Source organism: Pseudomonas sp. LF020 (genome assembly GCF_053456425.1).
In genome coordinates this window covers 213,301-237,646 of record NZ_JBRFIX010000008.1, presented here as the reverse complement: position 1 = coordinate 237,646, position 24,346 = coordinate 213,301, and the positions used below count along the sequence as shown (strand labels likewise).

Annotated in this window: 29 protein-coding genes, 1 tRNA gene and 1 pseudogene; 20 read left to right on the top strand and 11 right to left on the bottom strand. The window is 60.3% G+C overall.

Annotated elements, in window-relative coordinates; all coding sequences use genetic code 11:
• Positions 1–9 precede the first annotated feature (9 nt).
• A complete protein-coding gene (locus ACU680_RS19985; RefSeq protein WP_007963284.1) occupies positions 10–570 on the bottom strand; it encodes a glycine cleavage system transcriptional repressor in 561 nt (186 codons plus the stop codon).
• 324 nt (positions 571–894) lie between these two features.
• Here ACU680_RS19985 and dapA point away from each other — a divergent pair, with 324 nt between their 5' ends.
• The 7 genes from dapA to ACU680_RS19950 all read left to right on the top strand — a co-directional run bounded on the left by dapA (position 895) and on the right by ACU680_RS19950 (position 5,522).
• Entirely contained in the window at positions 895–1,773 is an 879-nt protein-coding gene (dapA, locus tag ACU680_RS19980) for a 4-hydroxy-tetrahydrodipicolinate synthase (RefSeq protein ID WP_367083628.1), read from the top strand.
• Between the two features lie 17 nt (positions 1,774–1,790).
• Positions 1,791–2,906: an NlpB/DapX family lipoprotein gene (gene bamC / locus ACU680_RS19975; protein ID WP_007963286.1), complete on the top strand. Its 1,116-nt coding sequence runs from the start codon at positions 1,791–1,793 to the stop codon at positions 2,904–2,906.
• A gap of 4 nt (positions 2,907–2,910) precedes the next feature.
• Positions 2,911–3,672 carry an MBL fold metallo-hydrolase gene (locus ACU680_RS19970; protein ID WP_047598088.1) on the top strand — a complete coding sequence of 254 codons (762 nt, stop codon included), beginning with the start codon at positions 2,911–2,913 and terminating at the stop codon, positions 3,670–3,672.
• Between the two features lie 28 nt (positions 3,673–3,700).
• Complete coding sequence (gene purC / locus ACU680_RS19965; RefSeq protein ID WP_007963288.1) at positions 3,701–4,414, top strand: phosphoribosylaminoimidazolesuccinocarboxamide synthase; 714 nt, start codon at positions 3,701–3,703, stop codon at positions 4,412–4,414.
• Between the two features lie 83 nt (positions 4,415–4,497).
• Positions 4,498–4,587, top strand: a tRNA-Ser gene (locus ACU680_RS19960).
• Positions 4,588–4,938: 351 nt separating this feature from the next.
• Entirely contained in the window at positions 4,939–5,193 is a 255-nt protein-coding gene (locus ACU680_RS19955; RefSeq protein ID WP_448180330.1) for a type II toxin-antitoxin system HicA family toxin, read from the top strand.
• Positions 5,190–5,522 carry a type II toxin-antitoxin system HicB family antitoxin gene (locus ACU680_RS19950; RefSeq protein ID WP_047598089.1) on the top strand — a complete coding sequence of 111 codons (333 nt, stop codon included), beginning with the start codon at positions 5,190–5,192 and terminating at the stop codon, positions 5,520–5,522. The genes ACU680_RS19955 and ACU680_RS19950 overlap by 4 nt, the downstream gene beginning before the upstream one ends.
• A 117-nt stretch (positions 5,523–5,639) precedes the next feature.
• Here ACU680_RS19950 and ACU680_RS19945 read toward each other — a convergent pair whose 3' ends face one another.
• Together ACU680_RS19945 and ACU680_RS19940 are read right to left on the bottom strand one after the other, a co-directional pair.
• Positions 5,640–5,846 carry a hypothetical protein gene (locus tag ACU680_RS19945; RefSeq protein WP_027614505.1) on the bottom strand — a complete coding sequence of 69 codons (207 nt, stop codon included), beginning with the start codon at positions 5,844–5,846 and terminating at the stop codon, positions 5,640–5,642.
• Between the two features lie 153 nt (positions 5,847–5,999).
• Positions 6,000–6,191: pseudogene (locus ACU680_RS19940) on the bottom strand (YegP family protein).
• Between the two features lie 276 nt (positions 6,192–6,467).
• On the opposite strand from ACU680_RS19940, the gene ACU680_RS19935 reads away from it, so the two are divergent.
• The 7 genes from ACU680_RS19935 to ACU680_RS19905 all read left to right on the top strand — a co-directional run bounded on the left by ACU680_RS19935 (position 6,468) and on the right by ACU680_RS19905 (position 13,423).
• Positions 6,468–7,433, top strand: coding sequence for a glycosyltransferase family 2 protein (locus ACU680_RS19935; protein ID WP_448180329.1), 966 nt, complete (start codon positions 6,468–6,470; stop codon positions 7,431–7,433).
• A 3-nt stretch (positions 7,434–7,436) separates the two neighbouring features.
• Complete coding sequence (locus tag ACU680_RS19930) at positions 7,437–8,147, top strand: class I SAM-dependent methyltransferase (RefSeq protein WP_448180328.1); 711 nt, start codon at positions 7,437–7,439, stop codon at positions 8,145–8,147.
• Positions 8,144–8,530 carry a GtrA family protein gene (locus tag ACU680_RS19925; protein ID WP_448180327.1) on the top strand — a complete coding sequence of 129 codons (387 nt, stop codon included), beginning with the start codon at positions 8,144–8,146 and terminating at the stop codon, positions 8,528–8,530. Before ACU680_RS19930 ends, ACU680_RS19925 begins: the two co-directional genes overlap by 4 nt.
• Positions 8,527–10,611: a DUF6311 domain-containing protein gene (locus ACU680_RS19920; protein ID WP_448180326.1), complete on the top strand. Its 2,085-nt coding sequence runs from the start codon at positions 8,527–8,529 to the stop codon at positions 10,609–10,611. The genes ACU680_RS19925 and ACU680_RS19920 overlap by 4 nt, the downstream gene beginning before the upstream one ends.
• Before the next feature lie 88 nt (positions 10,612–10,699).
• Positions 10,700–11,620: a LysR substrate-binding domain-containing protein gene (locus tag ACU680_RS19915; protein ID WP_027614510.1), complete on the top strand. Its 921-nt coding sequence runs from the start codon at positions 10,700–10,702 to the stop codon at positions 11,618–11,620.
• 176 nt (positions 11,621–11,796) lie between these two features.
• Entirely contained in the window at positions 11,797–13,005 is a 1,209-nt protein-coding gene (locus ACU680_RS19910) for a low temperature requirement protein A (protein ID WP_400759364.1), read from the top strand.
• 52 nt (positions 13,006–13,057) lie between these two features.
• Entirely contained in the window at positions 13,058–13,423 is a 366-nt protein-coding gene (locus ACU680_RS19905) for a 5-carboxymethyl-2-hydroxymuconate Delta-isomerase (protein WP_025110650.1), read from the top strand.
• A 3-nt stretch (positions 13,424–13,426) separates the two neighbouring features.
• On the opposite strand, the gene ACU680_RS19900 is transcribed toward ACU680_RS19905, so the two are convergent.
• Both ACU680_RS19900 and ACU680_RS19895 read right to left on the bottom strand, forming a co-directional pair.
• Positions 13,427–14,362 (bottom strand): LysR family transcriptional regulator, encoded by a 936-nt coding sequence (locus ACU680_RS19900; protein ID WP_448180325.1) that lies wholly within the window; start codon positions 14,360–14,362, stop codon positions 13,427–13,429.
• 200 nt (positions 14,363–14,562) lie between these two features.
• Positions 14,563–15,744, bottom strand: coding sequence for a cyanate transporter (locus ACU680_RS19895; RefSeq protein WP_448180324.1), 1,182 nt, complete (start codon positions 15,742–15,744; stop codon positions 14,563–14,565).
• 340 nt (positions 15,745–16,084) lie between these two features.
• Between ACU680_RS19895 and rnd the strand changes: the two genes are divergently transcribed.
• From rnd to ACU680_RS19880, 3 genes are all read left to right on the top strand, one after another.
• Positions 16,085–17,218: a ribonuclease D gene (gene rnd / locus ACU680_RS19890; protein WP_448180323.1), complete on the top strand. Its 1,134-nt coding sequence runs from the start codon at positions 16,085–16,087 to the stop codon at positions 17,216–17,218.
• Complete coding sequence (locus ACU680_RS19885) at positions 17,215–17,508, top strand: YcgL domain-containing protein (protein ID WP_007963308.1); 294 nt, start codon at positions 17,215–17,217, stop codon at positions 17,506–17,508. Before rnd ends, ACU680_RS19885 begins: the two co-directional genes overlap by 4 nt.
• Before the next feature lie 118 nt (positions 17,509–17,626).
• Complete coding sequence (locus ACU680_RS19880; protein WP_003222601.1) at positions 17,627–18,559, top strand: D-2-hydroxyacid dehydrogenase; 933 nt, start codon at positions 17,627–17,629, stop codon at positions 18,557–18,559.
• Positions 18,560–18,640: 81 nt separating this feature from the next.
• Here ACU680_RS19880 and ACU680_RS19875 read toward each other — a convergent pair whose 3' ends face one another.
• The gene (locus ACU680_RS19875; protein ID WP_448180322.1) at positions 18,641–19,234 is read right to left on the bottom strand and encodes a nitroreductase family protein; all 594 of its coding nucleotides are present in this window, start codon (positions 19,232–19,234) and stop codon (positions 18,641–18,643) included.
• A gap of 165 nt (positions 19,235–19,399) precedes the next feature.
• Between ACU680_RS19875 and ACU680_RS19870 the strand changes: the two genes are divergently transcribed.
• The gene (locus ACU680_RS19870; RefSeq protein WP_027614519.1) at positions 19,400–19,849 is read left to right on the top strand and encodes a YcgN family cysteine cluster protein; all 450 of its coding nucleotides are present in this window, start codon (positions 19,400–19,402) and stop codon (positions 19,847–19,849) included.
• A 36-nt stretch (positions 19,850–19,885) separates the two neighbouring features.
• On the top strand, positions 19,886–21,115 hold the full coding sequence (locus ACU680_RS19865; RefSeq protein WP_448180321.1) for a hypothetical protein: 1,230 nt from the start codon (positions 19,886–19,888) through the stop codon (positions 21,113–21,115).
• A gap of 77 nt (positions 21,116–21,192) precedes the next feature.
• On the opposite strand, the gene ACU680_RS19860 is transcribed toward ACU680_RS19865, so the two are convergent.
• From ACU680_RS19860 to ACU680_RS19845, 4 genes are all read right to left on the bottom strand, one after another.
• A complete protein-coding gene (locus ACU680_RS19860) occupies positions 21,193–21,570 on the bottom strand; it encodes a YgaP family membrane protein (protein WP_047598116.1) in 378 nt (125 codons plus the stop codon).
• A gap of 82 nt (positions 21,571–21,652) precedes the next feature.
• On the bottom strand, positions 21,653–22,123 hold the full coding sequence (locus tag ACU680_RS19855) for an RNA methyltransferase (protein ID WP_007911337.1): 471 nt from the start codon (positions 22,121–22,123) through the stop codon (positions 21,653–21,655).
• A gap of 208 nt (positions 22,124–22,331) precedes the next feature.
• On the bottom strand, positions 22,332–22,703 hold the full coding sequence (locus ACU680_RS19850) for a YajD family HNH nuclease (protein ID WP_003222612.1): 372 nt from the start codon (positions 22,701–22,703) through the stop codon (positions 22,332–22,334).
• A gap of 49 nt (positions 22,704–22,752) precedes the next feature.
• Positions 22,753–23,439, bottom strand: a complete 687-nt coding sequence (locus ACU680_RS19845) for a spermidine synthase (protein ID WP_047598150.1) — start codon at positions 23,437–23,439, stop codon at positions 22,753–22,755.
• 80 nt (positions 23,440–23,519) lie between these two features.
• Here ACU680_RS19845 and ACU680_RS19840 point away from each other — a divergent pair, with 80 nt between their 5' ends.
• Positions 23,520–23,804 carry a hypothetical protein gene (locus ACU680_RS19840; protein WP_448180320.1) on the top strand — a complete coding sequence of 95 codons (285 nt, stop codon included), beginning with the start codon at positions 23,520–23,522 and terminating at the stop codon, positions 23,802–23,804.
• Here ACU680_RS19840 and ACU680_RS19835 read toward each other — a convergent pair.
• The gene (locus ACU680_RS19835; RefSeq protein WP_007969596.1) at positions 23,801–24,274 is read right to left on the bottom strand and encodes a cyclic nucleotide-binding domain-containing protein; all 474 of its coding nucleotides are present in this window, start codon (positions 24,272–24,274) and stop codon (positions 23,801–23,803) included. The two genes, ACU680_RS19840 and ACU680_RS19835, sit on opposite strands and share 4 nt — an antisense overlap.
• Positions 24,275–24,346: the final 72 nt, after the last annotated feature.

Below are 24,346 nucleotides of genomic sequence, written 5' to 3'. Positions count from 1 at the left end.
AAAGCTTCCTTACATTGGGTTTTGTGGGCGCCAAGGTTCGATCAGCGCATCCAGATTCATCGCGTCGGCGAAGTCCAGGAACTGGTCGCGCAGCCAACTGATCTGGGTGCCGGCGGGCAGGGTCACGGTGAACGTGGCGTTGAGCATGGTGCCGCCGGTCTGCGGGGCCTGATAGGTGTCGCAGGTCAGGTTTTCCAGCTCGACGTTGTGATCCATGAAGAACTGGCACAGCTCATTGATGATGTCCGGACGATACGCCGAGCTGACATAGGCCACGTAGGGCAGCGCCTGCGGGCGGTTTTCCAGCGCCGCGCTGCGCACCACGTTGACGGTGAAGGCGTGGCGCTTGGCCAGGGTTGGCAGGCTGCCTTCGAGGCGGGCCAGGGCGTCCCAACTGCCGGAGATTTCCAGCACCAGGGCGCTGCACTCGCCGTGACGAGTCAGGCGGGAGGTGACGACGGCGCAGCGATTTTCATGGCTGGCGCGGCACAGGACGTTAGTCAGCTCCATGGGGTTGGCGCCAAGGGCACTGATGACAAGGAATTGTTCGCGAACTGTGGGGGTGGACATGCAGCATTCCTAAAGCGATGAGCGGTCGGTAGGTCGATGGGCGTTGGCCGTCGGGAGTTTCTGCGCGTGCCGATTCAGAAAGCCCCGGGCCACGGCTCGCAATTCGCTCCAATAATGGTGGAGCGTGCAGCAGCGACGCTGGAACGGGACCTGGGAGGCCGAAAAGGGAGGCTGGAACCCGGCGTACAAGCTGATCTGTACCGATCAAAGTCTGAAGGGTAGCGAAAACCGACGCCAAGGGGAATGGCGGCGCAGTACTTCGCTTGTGCAAGCATCTTGGCGCCAGTACCATTACCGCTCTCTTTTTCCGGCAGGAGCGTTTTCATGATTCGGGGCAGTATGGTGGCACTGGTCACACCCATGGATGCACAAGGGCGTCTTGACTGGGACAGCCTCCGAAAACTCGTGGACTTCCACCTTGAAAACGGTACCCACGCCATTGTCGCGGTCGGTACTACCGGCGAATCGGCGACCCTTGATGTAGAAGAGCACATCGCCGTCATCAAAGCCGTGGTCAAGCAGGTCGCAGGCCGCATCCCGGTGATCGCCGGTACCGGCGCCAACTCGACCCGCGAAGCCGTCGAGCTGACCCGCAACGCCAAAGAAGCCGGCGCCGACGCCTGCCTGCTGGTGGTGCCGTACTACAACAAGCCGACTCAGGAAGGCCTGTACCAGCACTTCAAGCACATTGCCGAAGCCGTCGACATTCCACAGATTCTGTACAACGTTCCCGGCCGCACCTCCTGCGACATGCAGGCCGAGACCGTGATTCGCCTGTCCAGCGTGCCGAACATCATCGGCATCAAGGAAGCCACTGGCGACCTGAAACGCGCCAAAGCCATCATCGACGGCGTGAGCAAGGACTTCATCGTGCTGTCCGGCGATGATCCGACTGCGGTCGAGCTGATCCTGCTGGGTGGCAAAGGCAACATCTCCGTAACGGCCAACGTCGCCCCGCGCGAAATGGCTGACCTGTGCGAGGCTGCGCTGAACGGCGACGCCGAGACCGCACGGGCGATCAACGAAAAACTGATGCCGCTGCACAAGGACCTGTTCATCGAAGCCAACCCGATTCCGGTGAAGTGGGCTTTGGTTGAAATGGGCCTGATGCACGAAGGCATCCGCCTGCCGCTGACCTGGCTGAGCGCTCCTTGTCATGAAACGCTTCGCACGGCCCTGCGCCAGTGCAGCGTCCTGGTTTAATTGAGGAAGTACAACGCATGAAGCGAATGGCCGGACTTTCCGCACTTGCCTTGATTATCTCCAGCACCAGTGGCTGCGGATGGGTCTGGGGCCCGGAAGGTTATTTCCGTGACCGTGGTAGCGATTACCTGGAAGCGCAACAGACTGCACCGATGCAACTGCCACCGAATGTCAGCACCTCCAAGCGTCTGGATCCGCTGTTGCCGATCCCGCGCAACGTGGCTGATGACACGGCGAAGGGCGAATACGTGGTACCGCGCCCGCAACCGCTGACGGCGGTTGCCGAGGCGACCGACTACTCGCTGCAGAAGAGCGGTGACTCGCGTTGGGTCGTGGCCCAGCACCCACCAGCCGAAGTCTGGCCAGTGGCGGTGCAGTTCTTCCAGGACAACGGTTTCCGTCTGGATGAGCAGCGTCCGCAAACCGGTGAATTCACCACCACCTGGCAGCATTCCGACGAACTGTCCGCCGCTGTGGCCAAGCGCCTGAGCGCCGCCGGTGTCGGTTCCGACAGCGAAACCCGCGTGCGGGTGCGTATCGAGCCAGGCGTGCAGCGCAACACCAGTGAAATCTACGTGGTCAGCGCCGAGCGTCCTGCCGGCAGCACCGCCGACGTCGATTTCACCAACCGCTCGGTCAACACTGGCCTGGATGCAGCGCTGGTCGACGACATGCTCGCGAGCATGAGCCGGATCTCCGAGAAGGGCGGTTCGGTGTCGATGCTGGCTTCGCGTGATTTCGATACCCCAAGCCGTGTCAGTCTCAGCGAAGACGGCAGCGGCAACCCGGTACTGAACGTCGGTCCGGATCTGGATCGTGCCTGGTCGAGCGTCGGTCGTGCGCTGGAGCAAGGTCAGTGGCGCGTGGAAGACATCAACCGCAGCCTGGGCCTGTACTACATCAACCTGGCCGAAAAAGCCGAGAAGAAAGACGACAAGCCTGGTTTCTTCAGCAGCCTGTTCGGCAGTGCGCCGACCAAGGAAGAAGTTGAAGCCCGCGCCGAACGTTATCAGGTGCGCCTGAGCAAGGTCGGCGAGAACGTTCAGGTCACCGTCGAGAAGAACATCAACACCGTCGCGCCAGCCGATGTGGCGCGCAAAGTGTTGAGCGTGATTCAGGACAACCTGGGCTGATCACATGCGCTTTGCCGTTCTCGGCAGCGGTAGCCAAGGGAACGGCACGCTGATCGCCAGCGCTGATACGTATGTGCTGGTGGATTGTGGTTTTTCCCTGCGGGAAACCGAAAAACGCCTGTTGCGTCTGGGGGTTCATCCGGCGCAACTGAGCGCGATACTCGTAACCCACGAACATGCCGACCACGTGCATGGCGTGGGTTTGCTGTCTCGGCGCTACAATCTACCGGTCTACCTCAGTCGCGGCACACTGCGCGGGATGCGCAAACCGATCGAACCCGCAGGCTTTCTGGCCGGCGGCGAGCAGCTGCAGATCGGCGCACTGAACATCGGGGTCATTGCCGTGGCCCATGATGCGCAGGAGCCGACCCAGTACGTATTCAGTGATAACGAGCAGCGGCGCTTCGGCCTGCTGACCGACCTGGGTTCCTACTGCGAGCGGGTGCTGGACGGCTATCGGGATCTCGATGCGTTGATGATCGAATCCAACCACTGCCGCGACATGCTGGCCCGTGGTCATTACCCGTACTTTCTCAAGCAACGGGTGGGCGGCGAGCTGGGACATTTGAACAACCATCAGGCGGCATTCCTGGTGGCCGAGTTGGGGTGGCAGGGCTTGCAGCATCTGGTTCTCGCCCACCTGAGCAGCAAGAACAACCTGCCGCAGCTGGCCCGGCAATGTTTCGTCGACACCCTCGGGTGCGACCCGGACTGGCTGCAACTGGCCGATCAAGATTCAGGGCTCGACTGGCGCCATATCGCCTAGCCCATCTACTTAGCAAGCGGAGCCCATCATGGAAAAACGTGAAGAACTCTACCGCGGCAAAGCCAAATCGGTTTACAAGACCGACGACGCTGACCGCTTGATCCTGCTGTTTCGCAACGACACCTCGGCGTTCGACGGCAAGCGCATCGAGCAGCTCGACCGCAAAGGCATGGTGAACAACAAGTTCAACGCCTTCATCATGCAGAAACTCGAAGCGGCCGGCATTCCGACCCAATTCGACAAACTGCTGGGCGACAACGAGTGCCTGGTGAAGAAGCTGGACATGATCCCGGTCGAGTGCGTCGTGCGTAACTACGCCGCCGGCAGCCTGGTAAAACGTCTGGGCGTCGAAGAGGGCATGAAGCTCAATCCATACACCTTCGAACTGTTCCTCAAGGACGACGCCAAGGGCGACCCGTTCATCAACGAATCCCACGTCGTGGCCTTCGGCTGGGGCACCGCCGAGCAACTGGCGCGCATGAAAGAACTGTCGCTCAAGGTCAATGAAGTCCTGAGCAAGCTGTTCGACGACGCAGGCCTGCTGCTGGTGGACTTCAAGCTTGAATTCGGCGTGTTCAGCGACGGCTCGATCGTCCTCGGCGACGAGTTCAGCCCGGACGGCTGCCGTCTGTGGGACAAGGACACCAAGAAGAAGATGGACAAGGACCGCTTCCGTCAGGGCCTCGGTGACGTCATCGAAGCCTACGAAGAAGTCGCCAATCGTCTGGGTGTACCGCTTTAATCGACGCAAGCATCTGATAGCACGAAGAAATTTTCGAAAGAGGGTTTGCTTTCGGCAGAAGTGTTGTTATGATGCGCGCCGTTGGAGAGATGCCAGAGTGGCCGAATGGGACGGATTCGAAATCCGTTGTACCTTCACCGGTACCTAGGGTTCGAATCCCTATCTCTCCGCCATTACATAGAAAAAGCCCCGTAGCTGAAGAGCTACGGGGCTTTTTTGTTTCTGCTCGCTTGAGTGATCAGCAAATCCTGTCGCCGGAACCCGAGGTTGAAAAGTCGATAATCGGATGTGATTCGATTGATGCCGGTTCGTACGTAACTCTCGGAGTCTACCTACAGCTCTATTTCAAATCACTCCTTATCCTGACCTGCGTGCCCAATATTGACCGGAATTCGGATAAAAAGACGCCGCTTTTAAAGCCTGGAGGGTGGCGTTGTCCGCTTGTTCAAAGGGGGGCGCTTCATCGATCAGCGATATGAATCGCGATTGTCAATTTTTCCTGCGCGGTATCATGGTGTAATACTATGAACAACAAACAGCTCGGTACGCTCGCAGCTATATTTTCACGACCCACACCCGCCACGTTGGAATGGGCGCGCATCGAGTCTCTTTTCAATGCGGTCGGGGCCAGAACCGTCGAAGGCAATGGTTCGCGAGTTCGGTTTGAATTAAGAGGTGTGGTCGCTACGTTCCACCGACCTCATCCGGATAAAGAAGCAAAGCCCTATCAGGTTCGTGATGCTCGGGTTTTTCTTGAACAAGCAGGAGTCACTCCATGAACGTGATGAATTACAACGGGTATGCCGCCCGAATTGAATACAGTGATGAAGATGGTCTTTTTGTTGGTCATATCGCTGGGATCAAGGACGTTGTAGGTTTTCATGGCGAATCTGTAAAAGAGCTTCGGTCAGCGTTCGAAGAGGCTGTTACTGACTATCTGGAGACTTGCGCCAAATTGGGTCGAGCCCCGCAAAAGCCTTATTCGGGCAATCTCAGTCTGCGTTTGGCGCCAGCTCTTCATGCGACTGTTGCCGTAAAAGCGCAATTGGCTCAAAAAAGCATTAATCAGTGGGTTGCGGATGTTCTTGACCGAGAGGCCCATGCCTAGCTTGATTCGGGTCTGGAGCTTGTACGTCGTTCCCGAACAGAGCAAATAGCCCCGTAGCTGAGAAGCTACGGGGCTTTTTTGTATCTGCGGGCTTTACCAAACACCCGCATCAGCCACTCACGGCTGCGGATGCCCGAGCTTCTGCTTGATCAGGTCATACACTTCCTTGTGCGTCGAGTTGCGCAGGGTGTTGTCCTTGCAAGCCGAGGCCAGGAAGGTCTTAACCTCATCCTTGGCGTGCGGATAGAGGCTGGCGACGTAGTCGGCTTCATGCGTCTGGGTACAGTTGAAGTGCTTGTCGTCTTTCGCTTTGTCTCTAGCCATGATGCGGCTCCTTTTGAGTTTGAACGTCATTTGGCGAAACAGGGCTGGATGGCCCCGTACGCTGAAGAGCGTAGGGGCGCAAAAGTGCTTTGCCAGCGCTTCAGACGAAAAAGGAAGAGGCTGTAGGACGCGGCACCATGCCGGGCGGCCCGGTCAGATCTCCTTCACCGGCGTCTCCCCCTGCACACCCTTGATCAACTCGATCACATGTAAACAGTCGGCCTTGTTCACATACGACTCGCCACTGGCAATTGTCTCGTGGTTCCCAGCCCGCAGTCTTCAGCGCCATTGGCCTTTGCCGGTGCTCGGGGTGCCTCGGGATTGCCTGTAGATCTCGAAATACATTCAGTTCGCTCCTTGCGATGGTGTTTGCGCCAACCTGTGTGGTGCATCGTCGCAAGCCTAGCGGAGCGAGGTTTTTTCGCTATCGGGAATTTGTTTCCAATCGTTGGCAGATGTTTCTGAAGAGCGCGGGCTAGAGCGCACGCATCGGCGTCTGGATTGGCCAAAATGGCGTCATTTGCACCTTGCAAGGCTATCGACGCTACTGCTTAATACGGGACGGCTCATGGCGTTGAAAATGTTTCGACGACCGACAAACATTATAAAAAGAGCATTCCCTTGACTGAGCATGGAACGGCACAGGCCACACGGGTCACGTTATCGCTGGTTGTCCCGGTTTTTAACGAGGAAGACAGTCTCGACGCGTTCATTCAGCGTATCGATGAAGTCTTCCAGCATCAGGCGTCGATTGCTCTGGAGCTGGTGTTCATCAATGACGGCAGTACGGATGCCACACTTGAGCGGCTGCTGGATCGTCAGCGGCACGACTCGCGGCTGCGCATCGTCGATCTGAGCCGCAACTTCGGCAAAGAGGCGGCGTTATCCGCCGGCTTGCAGATCGCCACCGGGCAGATTGTGGTGCCTATCGATGCCGATCTGCAGGACCCGCCCGAAGTCATTCTGCAAATGATCGAGCGTTGGCGCGAAGGGTATGAAGTGGTACTCGGTCACCGCATCAGCCGCCGCAGCGACACCTGGGCCAAGCAGACGTCGGCGCACTGGTTCTACCGCCTGCACAACAAGATCGCCGAGCAACCGCTGCCGGAAAACGTCGGTGACTTCCGCCTGATGGACCGGTGCGTGGTCGATGCCTTGCTGACCTTGCCCGAGTCCCGGCGCTTCATGAAGGGCCTGTTCGCCTGGGTCGGGTTTCGCACCACTCATGTTGATTACGAGCGGCCCGAGCGCGTGGCAGGGCAGAGCAAGTTCAACGGCTGGCGGCTGTGGAACTTTGCCCTGGAAGGCATCACCAGTTTCAGTACCGAACCGCTGCGGATATGGACTTACATCGGCGCGGTGGTCTCGCTGGTATCTTTTGCCTTTGCCATTTTTATTGTGCTGCGCACGCTGATCCACGGCGTCGACATGCCCGGTTATGCCTCGCTGATGGTGGCCGTGACGTTCCTCGGCGGCCTGCAATTGATTGGCATCGGCGTACTCGGCGAGTACCTCGGGCGCACTTATATCGAATCCAAACGCCGGCCGGTTTTTCTGGTGCGTCGCGTCTACGACCCCAAGGACTGAAACATGGATCTCAAGGAAACCGACATCCTCGGCGACAGCATCGGTGAGCATTGGTATTACTGCTCCAAAGCGGCGGCGACCCGTCGTCTGCTCGGTGATGCGCCAGTTACGCGGATTCTCGACGTCGGCGCCGGGTCGGGATTTTTCTCGCACCATCTGCTGACCCGAACCTCGGCGCAGGAAGCGTGGTGCGTCGACATCAGTTACCCCGCCGATTCCGATGCGACCACTGCCGGCAAACCGGTGCACTACCGCCGCGATATCGGCGCCATCGACGCCGATCTGGTGCTGCTGATGGACGTACTGGAGCATGTCGACGATGACCTCGGTCTGCTCAAGGCTTACGTTGACAAGGTACCGTCCGGCAGCCGTTTCCTGATGACCGTGCCGGCCTTTCAGTTTCTCTGGAGTGGTCACGACGACTTCCTTGAACACAAGCGCCGCTACACGCTGCCGCAGTTTGAAACCCTGGCCCGTGACGCCGGTTTGACCGTGCAGCGCGGTGCCTACTATTTCGGTGCGGTGTTTCCGATCGCGGCAGCGTTGCGTTTGCTGCCCAAAGGACCGCAGGCCGCGGCACCGCAGTCGCAGCTCAAGCGCCATCATCCGCTGGTCAACGGCGTGCTCAAAACCCTGTGCAGCCTTGAACTGCCGCTGATGGGCAGCAATCGTCTGGCCGGTCTGAGCGTGTTTGTGCTGGCGCGTAAACCGTGACCTCAGCCGACAGATCGGCGTTGATTCAGCGCGGCTTGCGCTTTGCCGTGACCGGTCTGTTCGTCACCGCCCTGCATGCACTGGTGGCGGTGCTGTTCATCAATTTCGTTGCAGTGCAACCGCCACTCGCCAACGGCGTGGCATTTGCCGTGGCGACGGTGGTGTCCTATGTGATCAACACCACCTGGAGTTTTTCGGCCCGTTTGCATGGCAAAACCCTGCTGCGCTTCATGCTGGTTTCCTGTGGTGGATTCTGCCTTGCCATGTTCGTCGCGTGGGCCGCGCAGATTGCCGGGCTTCATTACTTGCTGGGTATCGGCGCCGTAGCGCTGATCATTCCGGCGTTCACCTTTGTGCTGCATAACTTCTGGACGTATCGATGAGGGATCTGAGTAAACATCCGGCCCTCGCGCTGTTGCCGCTGCTGTTGGGCGCGCTGGCGTTTTTTCTGGTGATCGGCCCGCGTGCCCTCGATCCACAAAACATTGCCTGGCTCAAGGACGGTGATCCGGCGACGCATTACATGGGTTGGGTATTCTTTCGCCATTCACCCTGGACCTTTCCCCTCGGGCTGAACCCGTCCTATGGGATGGAACTGGGCAGTGCGATCATTTTTTCCGACTCCAATCCGCTACTGGCGCTGCTGTTCAAACCGTTCAATGGCTGGTTGCCGGAGACGTTCCAGTATTTCGGTTTATGGCTGCTGGCGTGTTTCATTCTGCAAGCCTGGTTTGCCTGGAAGCTGCTCGGCTTGATCACCGACAACCCCCTATTGCGCTTGCTCGGCGCCGGGTTCCTGGTGTTTTCGCCGCCGATGTTTCTGCGTACCGGTGGACATCTTTCGCTGGCCGGGCACTTCCTGATTCTCGCGGCGCTGTATCTGGCGCTCCGCCCGGCACTTGAGCGCCGACGTCTGGCGTGGGGGGCATTGCTCGCCGTGACGGCATTGGTTCACGCGTACCTGTTGGGCATGGTGGCGCTGATCTGGGTCGCGGATCTGGTTGGCAAGTTGTGGGTCGGCAAGCTGACGCGCCGTCAGGTCCTTATCGAGCTGGGCGGCTTGTTCGCGCTGGTGAGCGTGTGCTGCTGGCAGGCGGGTTATTTCAGTATTACCGATGGCGCGGCGGGCGGCGGTTTCGGCTTTTACCGAATGAACCTGCTGTCGCTGGTGGATGCCGACGGCTGGTCGTTTGTCTTGCCAAACATTCCCAACGGCGCAGGCGATTACGAAGGTTTCAACTACCTGGGGCTGGGCGTCCTGTTGCTGGTGCCAGTAGCGGCAATCGCCTGGTACAGAAGTGGTATCTCGTTGAAGGCTTTGCTGTGCAGTCGCCCGTTCCTGTTGTTGGCGTTCATCGGGTTGACGCTGTTCGCCCTGTCGAATCAGATCGGGATCGGCCTGCAGGCGTTCGGCTATCCGCTGCCGAAATTCGTGCTGCGTGCGGCGAGTATTTTTCGCGCTTCGGGCCGGATGTTCTGGCCGGTGTTCTACGCCATCGTGATATTGCTCACCTACCTGGTGGTGCGTGGTTATCGACCGCGTATCGCCATGGGGCTGCTGGCGCTGGCGTTAGTGGTGCAAGTCGCCGACACCCGGATTGCCTGGGCAGGTTTGCGAGCAGCGAAAATGCTGCCCGAAGCCTCAGCCTGGGCCAGCCCGATGCATGATCCGTTCTGGGCCAGTGCGGCGGCGCACTACAAGAACGTCCGTGCCGTGACACCGAAAAATCTGCCGGACCAGTGGCAGGCGATTGCCGATTTTGCCGGCACCCATGGGTTGAAAACCGACGCGGCTTACTTGGGGCGTACGAGCCCCAAGGCGCTGGACAAGCTGTTGCGCACGACGCAAAGCCATCTCGCCAGCGGCCAGTACGACAGCGATTCGCTGTACATCCTTGATGACGACGCGCTGGAGTTGGCGGTACAGAGCATTCACAGCGACACCGATCTGTTGACCCGCGTCGACGACTTTGTCGTGCTGGCCCCGGGCTGGAAACACTGTAATGACTGTCTGGCGATGGTCGATCAGGGGCGAGCGCTGTCGACGATACCCTTGAGCCAGCCGGGACTGGTGCAGACGTTCAACCGCAGCACCCGGCAACTGGTCAAAGGCTGGTCCACACCGGAAGCGTGGGGCACCTGGAGTGATGGACAGGATGCGGAACTGCGGCTGCGCGTCGCTCCCGGATCGCATGCGCTGGTGATTGATGCCCTGGCCTTTGTCATGCCGCCGAACCTCAGTCAGCGAGTGATCGTCAGCATCAATGGTGTAGAGGCGTTGTCGACGCGGCTGACTCAGGTGCAGGGCAATCGGCTGGAAATACCGCTCAGCGCAGCGCAGGCAGCCGAGGAATATCTGAATGTCCGATTGCATCTGCCCGATGCAGTCAGCCCGCAAAAACTCGGCTTCAATGACGATGCGCGAGTCATGGGGTTGGGCTTGAAAACCCTGACGGTTCAGTGAAATTGTCGAACAAACCGCCAATCGTCTGATAGACGCCGATCCCAAGGACTTCATACACTGCCGGCAGTCTGGGGAGCAGGGGCAATGGATGAATCGAAATGAATTACGCAAGGCCGACATCAACCTGATGGTGGTGTTCGAGACCTTGATGCTCGAACGCAACGTGACCCGGGCGGCGGAGAAGCTGTTTCTCGGCCAGCCGACCATCAGTTCGGCGCTCAATCGCTTGCGCGCGATGTTCAATGATCCGCTGTTCATTCGCGTCGGCCATCGCATGGAGCCGACGGCCCGGGCCGAGGAACTGTTCAAGTACCTGTCGCCAGCGCTCGATTCGCTGTCGGTGGCGCTGAGCCTGACCCACGATTTCGACCCGGCCGTGAGCAACATGACGTTCCGCATCGGCCTGTCCGATGACGTCGAGTTCGGCCTGCTGCCACCGTTGCTGCGGGCGCTGCGCCAAGAGGCACCGAGCGTGGTGTTCGTGGTGCAACACGTCGATTACTGGCGCATCCCCGATCTGCTGGCCGCCGGCGACATCACCGTCGGCATCAGCCAGACCCGAGGCCTGCCGGCCAATGCCAAGCGCAAATTGCTGCGGCATATCCAGCCGAGCATCCTGCGCGCCGATGCCTCGGATTCGCCGCTGACCCTCGATGAATACTGTTCACGCCCGCACGTGCTGGTATCGCACACCGCCAACATCAGCGGCTATGCCGATGAGTGGCTGGCGGAAATCGGCCGCACCCGGCATGTGGTGTTGTCGGTGCCACAATACAGTGCGCTGCCGGCGTTGCTGGCTGGCACTGACCTGATCGCCAGCCTGCCGGACTACACCGCTGAAGCCATGGCTGCTTCCGGGCTGCTGTTCAAGGAACCGTTCCCGTTCAAGACGCCGATGCTGGATCTGTCGATGGTCTGGCTCAGCCACGTCGACAGCGATCCGGCCGAGCGCTGGCTGCGTTCGCGGCTTGAGGCGTTCATGAGTGAACGGCCACTGACCGCGCCCTGAATCCCACCACAAATCTCCCCTGTAGGAGTGAGCCTGCTCGCGATGAAGGTGTGTCAGTCACATCAATGTTGTCTGACACAGCGCTTTCGAGAGCAGGCTCACTCCTATAAGGGTTTGCGTTCGTTTGGTCTGCCTGCTTTGCTCAAAGGCAATAACCTTGGCGGAGGCCGGTCCCCATGAGCATTTCCCGTTCGTTGCTGCGTGGGCGTGGCAGTCTCGACAGCGGCAAGGTTGGCATGGTCGAGCTGTTTTTCGATCTGGTGTTCGTGTTTGCCGTGACTCAGCTCTCGCATTCGCTGCTTGCGCAGTTGTCGATTCTGGGCGCGGTGCAGGTGGCGCTGTTGATGGTCGCGGTGTGGTGGGTGTGGATTTTCACTTCGTGGATCACCAATTGGCTCGACCCGGAAAAACTGCCGATCCGCCTCGGGCTGTTCGGGCTGATGATCGCCGGTCTGTTGCTGTCGTCCTCGATCCCCAAGGCTTTCACCGAGCGTGGGCTGATGTTTGCCTCGGCGTTCGTGTTCATGCAGGTCGGGCGTACGCTGTTCGCGATCTGGGCGGTGCGTGGCGAGTCGCTGAGCATGACCCGCAATTTCCAGCGGATTCTGGCGTGGTTGATGTGCTCCGGCGTGTTCTGGATCGCCGGGGCCTTTCTTGACGGGCAGCAACGTTTGTTGTGTTGGGCGCTGGCGCTGGCGATCGAACTGATTTCACCTTCGCTGTATTTCTGGGTGCCGGGGCTGGGGCGTTCGTCGTTGAGTGACTGGAACGTCGAAGGCAATCACATGGCCGAGCGCTGTGCGCTGTTCGTGATTATCGCTCTTGGTGAATCGTTGCTGGTGACCGGCGCGACGTTCGCCGAGCTGACGCTGAGTACCACCGGGGTCATGGCGTTTCTGGTGGCGGTACTCGGCAGCATCGGCATGTGGTGGGTGTACTTCGATAGCGGCGCCGAGCGCGCGCATCACCGCATCGCGCATTCGAGCGATCCCGGTCGTCAGGCGCGCATCGCCTACACCTACCTGCACGTGCTGATCGTTGCCGGAGTGATCGTCAGTGCGGTGGCCGACGAACTGGTGCTGGTGCATCCGGATCATGCCAGTGACGCCGGGATCCTGGTGATCGTGGGCGGGCCTTGGCTGTTTCTGTTGGGCAATGCACTGTTCAAGTGGGTCATGTCCGACCGGCCGCTGCCACCCTTGTCGCATGTGGCGGGGCTGGTGCTGCTCATGCTGGCGCTGCCGCTGGCGTTGAATCACTGGTTTTCGGCGCTGATGCTCGGGGCGCTGACCACGGCGATCGTGGTGCTGGTAGCGCTGTGGGAAAGCCTGGCATTGCGTCAGGCGTCGGCCTCGATAACCTCGGAAAAAGCCGCAGGAGAGTAGGCCAGCGCTGTGGTATATGTACGACTTTTCTGCCGACCGACTGGAGCACCCCATGCCACACCTGCACATGGAATACACCGCCAACCTGCCGCAGTTGAACGCTGATGTGGCGTTGATCCGGCTCAACAACACGCTGGTGGGTTCTGGTCAGTTCGCTGCGGAGTTCGATATCAAAAGCCGGGCGGTGAAGGTCGAGACCTTCAAGGTCGGTACCGGCATGGGTGAGCGTGCTTTCATCCATGTGAAGCTGGCGCTGCTCAGCGGTCGTTCGCCGCAGATCAAGAAGCAGCTCTCGGATAGCCTGCTGGCGGTGTTGCAGGATTTGTGCGAGTGGCCGGCCGGAGTCGAAGTGCAGTTGTGTGTGGAATTGCTCGATATCGACCGCGACTCCTACACCAAGACCGCCATCGGCGTGTAGGACTCAGGCCGCTTCCAGCTCACTGCAGACCTTGATCACCTGCTCGCGCAGCCAGACGTTGGCGCTGTCCTGATCGGCGCTCTGGCTCCACTGCATGTCGAGGGTGAATCCCGGCAGACCGTTCGGCGCCTCGCAGTGATTGAATATCGTCTCTTTGGTCAGCAGGCGCTGGATGCGTCGGGGCAAGGTGAGGATGAAGTCGGTGCCGGTGATCATTTTCAATGCCGCGCTGTAGCTGTTGGAGCGCGCGACGATCTGCCGTTTCTGCGCCTGACGCGCCAGCCAGCCATCGACCATGTTGGTGGTGGAAGTCCACGGCGTCGGGAACACATGGCGCCGCTCGGTGAAGGCCTGCAGGCTCAGGCGCGGCTCCAGCGGCGTGGCGCGTTTGTCGAAGACACAGACCAGATCGTCCTCCAGCAGCATCCGCGATTTAAGGTCGGTGTGGCTGCGGTGGAAGTTGGGGCCGAAACAGATCACCAGGTCGAGACTGCCGTCGCGCAGTTCGTCGGCGGGCACATCGGTCTCGAACTTGTGCATGTTGACCACTACCGGCAAATCGTCGAAGTCGAAACGCTTCAACAGGCGCGGCAACACCAGTTGCTCAAAGTATTCCGGGGCACAGATATTGAAGGTCACCGCTTGCCGGGTCGGATCGAAGGCCGGGGCGCCGGCGTGGCACAGGTTGATGCTTTCGAGGATCTTCTGCACATGACCGTACATGGTGCCGGCCTTGTAGGTGGGACGCATGCCCGTGCGGGTGTTGATGAACAACTCGTCTTCGAAACTGGTGCGCAATTTTTTCAGGCAGTAGCTGACAGTGGACTGGCTGACGCACAGCGTCTCCGAGACATCCGTGACGCTGCTTTGCTCATACACGGCGATAAACACCATGAGGTCCTGCATGTCGAGCTTTCGAAGCAAGTTACTGTTCAGCATCCGTTCCGTCCCGCTGTGCTCCTTGCGCTGAATCCGCGCAAACGTGTGCGCATGATCGTAGCGGAACGATGGTGCCAGGACAAAGCCCTGTAGGACGTTTCGATGTCGCCAGTGGGACAGAAAGTTTTAGTAACACGACGTCGGCAAATAAAGCGCAAAAAGATGGCAACAGGCCTCTAGCCCGGCGGCGGCATTCGGCTTCAACGGATGTATCGGGCGTACTGCCGAGGGTCAAAGCGCAGCACTATCAGCAGCATCACCACCATCACTGCGGTCAGCGACCACCAGGCCCATTCAAAGCTGCCGAGGCGGTCGCGGATGATTCCGGCGAGCAGCGGCGAAAGTCCGGCGATCAAGTAGCCGATGCCTTGCACGAACGCGGTCAGGCTGCCGGCGCGCTGCGGGTTGTCGAGGTGATCGAGCGAGACGATCAGGCTCATCGGAAACAAGCCGCCAATCCCCAGCCCCAACAGGCACGGCCACAGCAGGCTGAGGTGTTGCGGGCTGAGGATCAGTCCGCAGAAGCCGCCGATGATCATCAGCAGCAACGCTGCGAGGACGGCACGGCGATCACGGCTGCGGTTGGCGATGGCCGGCGTCAGCAGCCCGGAAATCACCTCCATGGCGGTCAGAAAACCCAGCAGCAGCCCGGCGTGCTGTTCGCTCCAGCCTTGTTCCACGTAGTACGGCGCCAGCCAGGCGAGTACGCAGGTGTAGGATGCCGTGCCGAGGCCGAAGAAGAGGGCCAGCAGCCAGGCACGGGAATTACGCATGAAGGACTCTTTTCCTACAGGCGTGTTCTGGATGGATGGCGGAATCGACTGTGTCCACCAGGCCAGCAACGCGAGCAAGGCCAGTGCTGCCCAGATCCCCAGCCCGATGCGCCAGCTGCCGGTCTGCAGCAGCACCAGCGGCGAGAATGAGGCGGCGAGCGCGGCGCCGCCCATGATCGACGTGACATACAGGCCCATGCACAGCGCCACATGGTCGGGGAAGCGTGACTTGATCAGCACCGGCATCAGCGCCTGAATCAAGGCGATACCCATCCCGGCCAGCACCGCGCTGCCAATCAATTGCGGCGCCGAATCGAGCATCAGCCGCGACAGCGTCGCCAGGCCGATGATCGACAATGACAGGATCACCGTGCGTTGCTCGCCCAAGCGTCGGCTGATGCCGATGCCAAAAAACATCGCCAGCCCCATCGCCATTACCGGCAGCATGGTCAGCAGCGAAGCCGCGCTGAAGCTCAGCGGGATGTCGCCACGAATCGCCGACAGCAACGGCCCGACGGCGGCCATGGAGGGGCGCAGATTGAGCGCGACGAGAATGATCCCGAACATCAGCCAGACAGCGGGGCGGGAGGTGGCGCGGACGTTTTCCATCGGCAGACTCTGGATTGCGGAGGCTGTCGATTAGGCGGCGCGGCGCGCCTATCGGCAAATCAGATTTCCCGAGCATTATTTAAAAACTAAATATCACTCTCCCCACTGTAGGAGCTGCCGCAGGCTGCGATCTTTTGATCTTGTTTTTCAAGACCAAGATCAAGATCAAAAGATCGCAGCCTGCGGCAGCTCCTACACGGGACGGATTTATCTTGCCAATCACGCTGTAAGACTATTCTTTCTCTCTGGCAGGACATTTCGTTACAGCTCTGGCCCAGCGCAGGCGCGTAAAACGCCGGCGGCGATATATACTGCGCGCCATTCTTCAAGGGAGAGCCGTGTGGCCATCGATATTCACTGGATTCGCGACAACGAAAGCCTCGCGCAGTTTTGCGCCGAGTGGCAGCAACTGCCGTTCGTTGCCCTCGACACCGAATTCATGCGGGTCGACACCTTCTACCCGATTGCCGGTTTGCTGCAGGTCGGTGACGGCAAACGCGCCTACCTGATCGATCCGCTGACCATCGACGCCTGGCAACCGCTGGCGACGTTGCTGGAAAATCCGGCGGTGCTCAAAGTCCTGCATGCCTGCAGCGAAGACCTCGAAGTGTTGCTGCGCCTGACCGGCAGCCTGCCGGCGCCACTGTTCGACACACAATTGGTAGCGGCCTACCTGAACCTCGGGTTCTCGATGGGCTATTCGCGACTGGTGCAAGAAGTACTCGGTATCGAGCTGCCGAAGGGCGAAACCCGTTCCGACTGGTTGCAGCGTCCACTTTCCGACACACAAATCAGCTACGCCGCCGAAGACGCGGTGCATCTGGCGGAAGTTTTCGTACAGCTGCGGCCGAAACTGTCTGACGACAAATTCGCCTGGGTGCTGGAGGACGGCGCCGAACTGGTGGCCAACCTGCGCCGCGAGACCGACCCGTACGAGGTCTATCGCGAAGCCAAACTGGCGTGGAAACTGTCCCGCGCGCAACTGGCGGTGCTGCGTGAGCTGTGCGCCTGGCGTGAAAAAGAAGCGCGTGCCCGTGATCTGCCGCGCAACCGCATCGTCCGTGAACACTCGCTGTGGCCGCTGGCCCGCACGCAACCGGACAACCTCGCCGCGCTGGGCAAGATCGAAGACATGCACCCGCGTACCGTGCGTCAGGACGGCCAATTTCTGCTTGATCTGATCAAGCGCTCTGGCAGTGTGGGGCCTGATCAATGGCCGCCGGCGGTGCCGGAACCATTGCCGGTCGAAGCGGCGGCGCTGATCAAGCAACTGCGCGCCCTCGGCCAGGTCGAAGCTGAGCGTCTGGGTATCGCACCGGAACTGATGCTGCGCAAGAAAACCCTCGAAGCGCTGGTCAAAAGCGGCTTCCCCGAGGGCCCCTATCAATTGCCTGAGTCGCTGCGTGGCTGGCGCCGCGAACTCATGGGCCAGAAGCTGCTCGACAGCCTGGCCACCGCCGGAGAACAGCCTTGAAACGTATTTGCTCCATTTACCAAAGCTCCAAGCGAAGCGGAATGTACCTTTATGTGCTCAAGAGCGATGCGCTTGAGCGCGTACCCGAGGCACTGATGGCTGCTTTCGGCAAGCCGAAACATTCGTTCGATCTGGTGCTGTCGCCTGAGCGCAAGCTGGCCAGCGAGGACATCGTCGTGGTCCTGGAAAACCTCGACAAGCAGGGCTATCACCTGCAGATGCCACCGGCCGAGGACGAGTACATCGAACACCTGCCCGAAGAATTGCTGCGACGCAACGACCCGGTCTGATCTGCGAGGCCCTGTTCTGGGCCTCTTGCCACCCTGGAACTGATTTTACGGCGACGACCGCCACGAAGGAGCACGGCTCTTTCGGCGGTTGCCTGCACGGTTTGCGAAAGGTTTGAAGATGCGCGTTCTGATTGCTGAACACGACCACGCGGTGTACGCCCGGCTGCTGCGTCAGGCGGCCCCCGAACTTGAAGTACTGACCAGTGGCGACTCTGCCGAACTGGCCCGTCAGGCGGCCGATTGCCCGGTGTGGCTGGGGCAGCCGGATCTGCTGGCGACCCTGCTGCGTCAGGGCCATCAACCGCAATGGCTGCAATCGACCTGGGCCGGCATCACGCCGCTGCTCGCCGACGGTCTGCGCCGCGATTACCGTCTGACTCGCGCGGTGGGGATCTTCGGTCAGGTAATGGCCGAATACGTGCTGACCTACATGCTCGGTCACGAGCGGGAAGTGCTGGCGCGTCTGGTCAGCCAGGTCGAGCGCAAGTGGGACAACCGCACCGGCCAGAGTCTGGTCGGGCGCAAGGTGCTGATCGTCGGCACCGGCGATATCGGCCAGAGCGTGGCGCAGTTTCTGTTGCCGTTCGGCGTCGAGTTGTACGGCATCGCCAGCAGCGCGCGCGAGCAGGCGCCGTTCGTCGAAGTCGGCTCGATGGCGGATCTGCCGCGGCTGGTGGGCGCGGTCGATTATGTGGTCAATCTGCTGCCGAATACTGAACATACCCACGACATTTACGACGCGGCGCTGTTCAAGCAGTTCAAGCCGACCGGCTTGTTCATCAACGTCGGACGCGGCGTGGCAGTGGTTGACGCGGATCTGGTGGAAGCTTTGAAGGAAGGGCATCTGGCCGGTGCAGTAATCGACGTCTGCCGTCAGGAGCCGCTGCCGCAACGCCATCCGTTCTGGACCGCTTGGGGCCTGCTGCTGACCGGGCACAGCTCGGCACCGACGTCGCCGGCATTGATGGTGCAGTTGTTCGTCGAGAACCTGAAGGCGTATCAGGCGGGAGAAGCGTTGCGCGGGGAAGTGGATTTCAACCGCGGTTACTGAGGTGTAATTAAAAGATCGCAGCCTTCGGCAGCTCCTACAGGGATCAATGTAGGAGCTGCCGAAGGCTGCGATCTTTTGCGTTTAAAGGGTGAAGCTGCCTTCCGCCGCCAGCTCACTCAGCGGACGACGCGGGCTCGGTTCTTCACGGGCCTGCAGGTACTCGGCCAGAGTTGCCTTGTCACCCAGCTTGCCGACAGCGACCGCCGCATGCAGCGCATAACCTTCAGGAATATTCAGCTCCTTGCGGGTCAGCTCCTGATCGAAACCGGCCATGCCGTGGGTGTGCCAGCCGCTGATGCTCGCTTGCAGCGCCAGGTGGCCCCAGGCCGAACCGGTGTCGAAGGTGTGCCACAACGCCGGGGACTCTTCACTGGCACCGGGTGCGGTGAACGTGGTTTTCGACATCACGATCACCAGCGCCGAAGCGTGTTGCGCCCAGCCGCGGTTGAACTCGTTCAGCAGACCAAGAAAGCGCTCCCAGTTCGGCGTATCACGACGCGCATAGAGAAAGCGCCACGGCTGCGAGTTGTACGCCGACGGCGCCCAGCGTGCGGCTTCGAAAAAGCTCAGCAGGGTTTCTTCCGGGATCGCTTCGCCAGTGAAGGCGCGGGGCGACCAGCGGTCGGTGAACTGCGGGTGAATGGCGTAATCGGCAACGCGAGGGTTGGTACTCATCGAAAGATTCCTTGCTGTATTTGCGTCATGAATTCGTGGCAAAACCCTACTGGGCGGCGATTCGGCTGACAAGCGCGATTTACCGACAGTCGCCAGCGCTTGGCCCGCAAGGCCTTGGGCACTAGACTGGCGGCCTTTTCACCACCTGATGTTGATGCTTGAGCCATGGCCGCCAAAGTCGAACCGTTCTGGAAACGCAAAACCCTCGAGCAACTGGATCACGAGGAATGGGAATCGCTGTGCGACGGCTGCGGTCTGTGCTGCCTGCAGAAACTCGAAGATGAAGAAGACAACAGCGTCTATTACACGCGCATCGCCTGCAAACTGCTGGACCTGAAGACCTGCCAGTGCAGCGACTACCCGAATCGCATCAAGTTTGTCCCGGACTGTATCCAGCTCACTCCGGGCCAGGCTGAAGAATTCAAATGGCTACCGCCGACCTGCGGTTATCGTCTGGTCAGCGAAGGCAAGGATCTGCCGTTGTGGCACCACTTGGTGTGCGGCGATCGTGACGCCGTGCACCACGAACGGATTTCCCAGTCCGGGCGCATGCTCGCCGAAGGCAGCGTGCCGGAGGACGACTGGGAAGATCACCTGATTTTCCGCGCCGGTTAAACACCAAGGGTTTCCAGGATTCAACAAGGAGTGTGTATGGCTGGGGGATTGCTGCGGGCATCGCTGATCGGCCTGCTGGCGCTGAGCGCACCGGTGTGGGCGGCGAAGAAAGTCGATCTGGATTACCACGTGCGCCTGTTGCCGCAAAGCGATCAGGCCGAAGTGCGCCTGACCTTGGCCAAAGGCGAGGCGGTGCGAAGTCTCGATTTCGACCTCGGCGACGGCAGCCACTACAGCGACTTCAAGGCCGACGGCCAATGGCTGCTGACCCCGGGCAAGTTGGCCCGTGGCGTGTGGCGGCCCGCGAGCGAAAAGGCCAGCCTGACCTACCGCGTACGCATCAGCCACGGCCGCAAGAACGGCACGTTCGACACGCGCATGACGCCGAGTTGGGCGTTGATGCGTGGCGACGAATTGGTGCCCCCTGCAAAACTCGATCAACAGGATGGCACCGAACTGGTCGCGCGCCTGCAATTCGAATTGCCTGAAGGCTGGAACAGCGTCGAAACCGCCTGGCCGCGCATCGGCAAGAACAAATTCCGCATCGACAACCCGTCCCGCCTGTTCGACCGCCCGACCGGCTGGATGCTCGCCGGTCATCTCGGCAGCCGCCGCACGCGCCTGGGCGAAACCGAAGTCACCGTGGCCTCACCGCAAGGGCAGGGCATGCGGCGCATGGATGTGCTGACCTTGCTGACGTTCGTCTGGCCGCAGGTGCAAGCGGTCTATCCCCGGCATCCGAAAAAACTGCTGATCGTCGGCGCCAGCGACCCGATGTGGCGCGGCAGCCTCGGGGCGCATGAGTCCATTTACCTGAACACGCGTTTGCCGCTGGTCAGCGAGAGCGGCAGCAGTGCGCTGGTGCGTGAGTTGGCGCAGATATTTGGGCGAATCAACGACGAGCAGCGCAGCGACTGGATCAGCGAAGGCTTTGCCGAGTATTACGCGATCGAATTGGTGCGACGTGCCGGGGGCATGAGCGATGAGCGCTATCAGGCGTTGCAGGCGAGACTGACCCAGGACAGTCAGAAAGTCACGACCTTGCGCGGCGAACAGATCAGCTCTGCGCAGCTTGCGAAAGCGGTAATTGTCTTGCAGGAACTGGATCGCGAGATTCGTCTGAAGACGCGCAACAAGCGCTCGCTGGATGATGTGTTGCGTGGGGCGATGCATCTGGGGACGGTGAGTACTAAAGAGTTTGTGCAACTGGCTGAGAGTGTTCTGGGCGAGTCCTCCAAAGTCCTCGATACCGCGTTGTTGCAGTAAAGATCAAAAGATCGCAGCCTGCGGCAGCTCCTGCACCAATCTCTGTAGGAGCTGCCGCAGGCTGCGATCTTTTGCTTTTAAACCCCGGCTTTCGGCGATTTCACCGAATCGTTGCCGGTCACCGTCGCGGTGCTGGTCGCCGCCTCGGCATTGGCCTTGAGCTGGCTCAGTTCTTCCCCCGCACGCTCGATCTTCGCCCGCACGTTGTTGATGTCTTGACGGCTTTTTTCCAGCAAGCTTTTCACCGAGCTATGCCCGGTGATGCCCCTAGCCATCGCCACGCCGCCAATCGCCACCTGAATCAGACCGAACACGCCGCCACGGCGCAGGCCCTTGCCGACCATGATCACGCCACCGGCCAGCGAGCCGATGCGCTCCCAGCCCTGGACGTTCTGCTCGGTCGGGCTCTGGAACGGGGTGGAATCGATACGTTGGACGCGTTTGAGTTCGGTCATGATCTGTCTCCCAGGCAATGTGCAATAGATAGATAAGCTGACTGCCGCAGCGGCCGGCTCGTTCCATCGGATGTGCGACGTTTCAGCGGAATTTCGGCCCGGAGCGGGTATTCAGGCCCTTGGCCATGCGGTCGTAGAGCACGACGTTGACTGTGGCGGCGAGGTTCATGCAGCCGGTGGTCGGGATGTACACCACGTCTTCGCACCAGTCGCGGATCTCTTTGTCCAGCGAGCCGTCTTCCGGGCCGAAGATATACAGCGCGCGATCCGGGTGGGTGTATTCCGGCAGCGGGCGGGCGCCCTCGACCAGTTCCACGGCGACCGGGACGCAGTTGAGCGGGAGGATCTTTTTCAGGTCGTCGATGCCGATCAGCGGAATATCGTAGTGCACGCGCTTGGTGTCGGTGACGAAATCGGCGGCGCGTTCATAACGCTTGCCGGTGTAGAACACCGACGCCACGCCGTAACAGCCTGCGGCGCGCATCACCGAACCGACGTTCTCCGGTGACTTGGGGTTGTACAAACCAATGCAGCTGTAACGTTTGTCTGCCACGAGCGGGGTGCCTTCGGGAAAAAGAGGGCGATTATACGGGGATTGGGGGAGGGCGGGCAGATTCGAGATCTGTGGTGTCTGGTCTGGCCTCATCGCTGGCAAGCCAGCTCCCACAGGTATCTCGGGTGTTCACAAAATTTGTGAGCGACCAAAATCATTGTGGGAGCTGGCTTGCCAGCGATGAAGCCAGTTCAGGCGCTGAAGATCTTTAATCTTCTTTTTTCATCAGCCCGGCGAGGGCGGCGAACGGGTTATGCGTGGCCTTGGCGATTTTCGGCGTGCTCAGCGAGCCGTCGCCGAAGTATTGCTGGTCGGTGTAGCGCGAGTGTTCATTGTCGTGGCAGTACAGGCACAACAGCTCCCAGTTCGAGCCGTCCTGCGGGTTGTTGTCGTGGTTGTGGTCGCGGTGGTGCACGGTCAGTTCGCTCAGGCGCTTGCCGGAAAACTCACGGGCGCAGCGGCCGCAGACGTGCGGGTACATTTTCAGGGCCTTGTCGCGGTAGCCCATTTCCTTGTCGCGCTGGTTGTCGGCAAGGATGCGATCGAGCTTCGACGTGTTGGTCGGGGTGGACGAACTCATGGGTTCACCTTTGTAAAAAGACTGATGACGGTTATGTGCAGAGTTTAGCTCAGCCCTTGAGCTTCTCGGCAATCCAGATCGTGTGGCGGGTGCCCTTGTTGCCGTGGGCGAAGACCTGGACTTCTTCGGCCTTGAAGCCGGCCTTCTTCAATTTGTCGGAAAACTGTCGGTCGGCGCTGGCCGACCATACCGCCAGCACGCCCTTGGGTCGCAGGGCCTTGGCGCAGGCGTTGAGGCCAGCGGCGGAGTACAGCCAGCTGTTGGCCTTCTGGGTCAGGCCTTCGGGGCCGTTGTCGACATCGAGCATGATCGCGTCAAAACCGTTCGGCTCGCTTTGCAGCACCTTGGCCACGTCGTCCTGACGGATCACCGTGCGCGGGTCGAGCAACGGTCGTCCGGACTTTTCACCGAGCGGCCCGCGATTCCACTCGACCACGCCAGGCACCAGTTCGGCGACCACCACTTCGGCGCTCTTGCCCAGATGCTTGAGCGCCGAGGCGAGGGTGAAGCCCATGCCCAGACCGCCGATCAACACCCGTGAATTCGGCCGGCCGGCGACCTTGCGGCAAGGGATTTCGGCCAGCGCATCTTCGGAACCGTGCATGCGCGTGTTCATCAATTGCCCGCCGTCGCCGCCCTGGATCTTGATGACGAAATCCTCGCCATACTCGAACAGGCACAGGGCGCCACCGTTGTCAGGGATCGGCGTGGTGTCGAGCAGAACGAAACGTTTCATGGAAATCTCTACAAGGGGGAAGGCAAGCAGGCCCGTTGGGAGTAGCCTGAGCGCAGACTAAAGGCCAAACGGAGCCCTTGATGAAGCGCACCATTCTAACGGTCATTGCCCTGGCCGCGCTCTCGATTACTGCAGTGCAGGCGCAGCAGACCATTCCGGTCAGCCCGACGCCGCAACCTGGCTCGCCGGGAACCGCGACACCGACGCCGTATCCGCAAATCACCCCGATCAGCGCACCGAAGGCCGGTGCCGGCAGTGGCAGCCCGCCGCTGGTGCCAATCGAAATGCCCAGCCCGCCGAGCAAGGATCAACCAGTGCCGGGCATCGAGCCGAGCGGCAGCAAGGTCAAATCCCCCGGCGGTTAAACCTGTTGCGCCGCCAGTTGGCCGTCGGCCATGCGCAGGCGTTTGGAGAGGGAGACGGCGAGGGCGCGGATGATTTTCGCGGCGATCTTCGGCGCGTCGTTGAGCATTTTTTCCAGCGAGTCCTTGCCCAGGTTGAGCAGTTGGCAATTGCTCGCCGCGATGCAAGTGGCCGAACGGCGTTCGCCGTCGAGCACGGCCATTTCGCCGAAGGCCCGACCGCTGCGCAGGGTGGCCATGGTGATGACCTGACCGTCAGGGCCAGTTTTTTGCACCGCGACCTGGCCAGTGTGGAGGATGCACATGAAACTGCCGGCATCGCCCTCACGGAAAATCGCCTCGCCCTCAGCCACGGTGCTGATGCTGAAGTAGCCCGAGGCCGCGGCAAAGTCCGCCAGTTGCAATTGATCGAACAGGCCACAGTCCATCAGCCAATCGCGAATTTCGTTGTTCAGCAGGGTGGGTTCTGACATGTCATTGCGGTCTTTATTGTTTTCACTGATTCCAGGCTTACACCGTCCACTGTAGGAGCTGCCGAAGGCTGC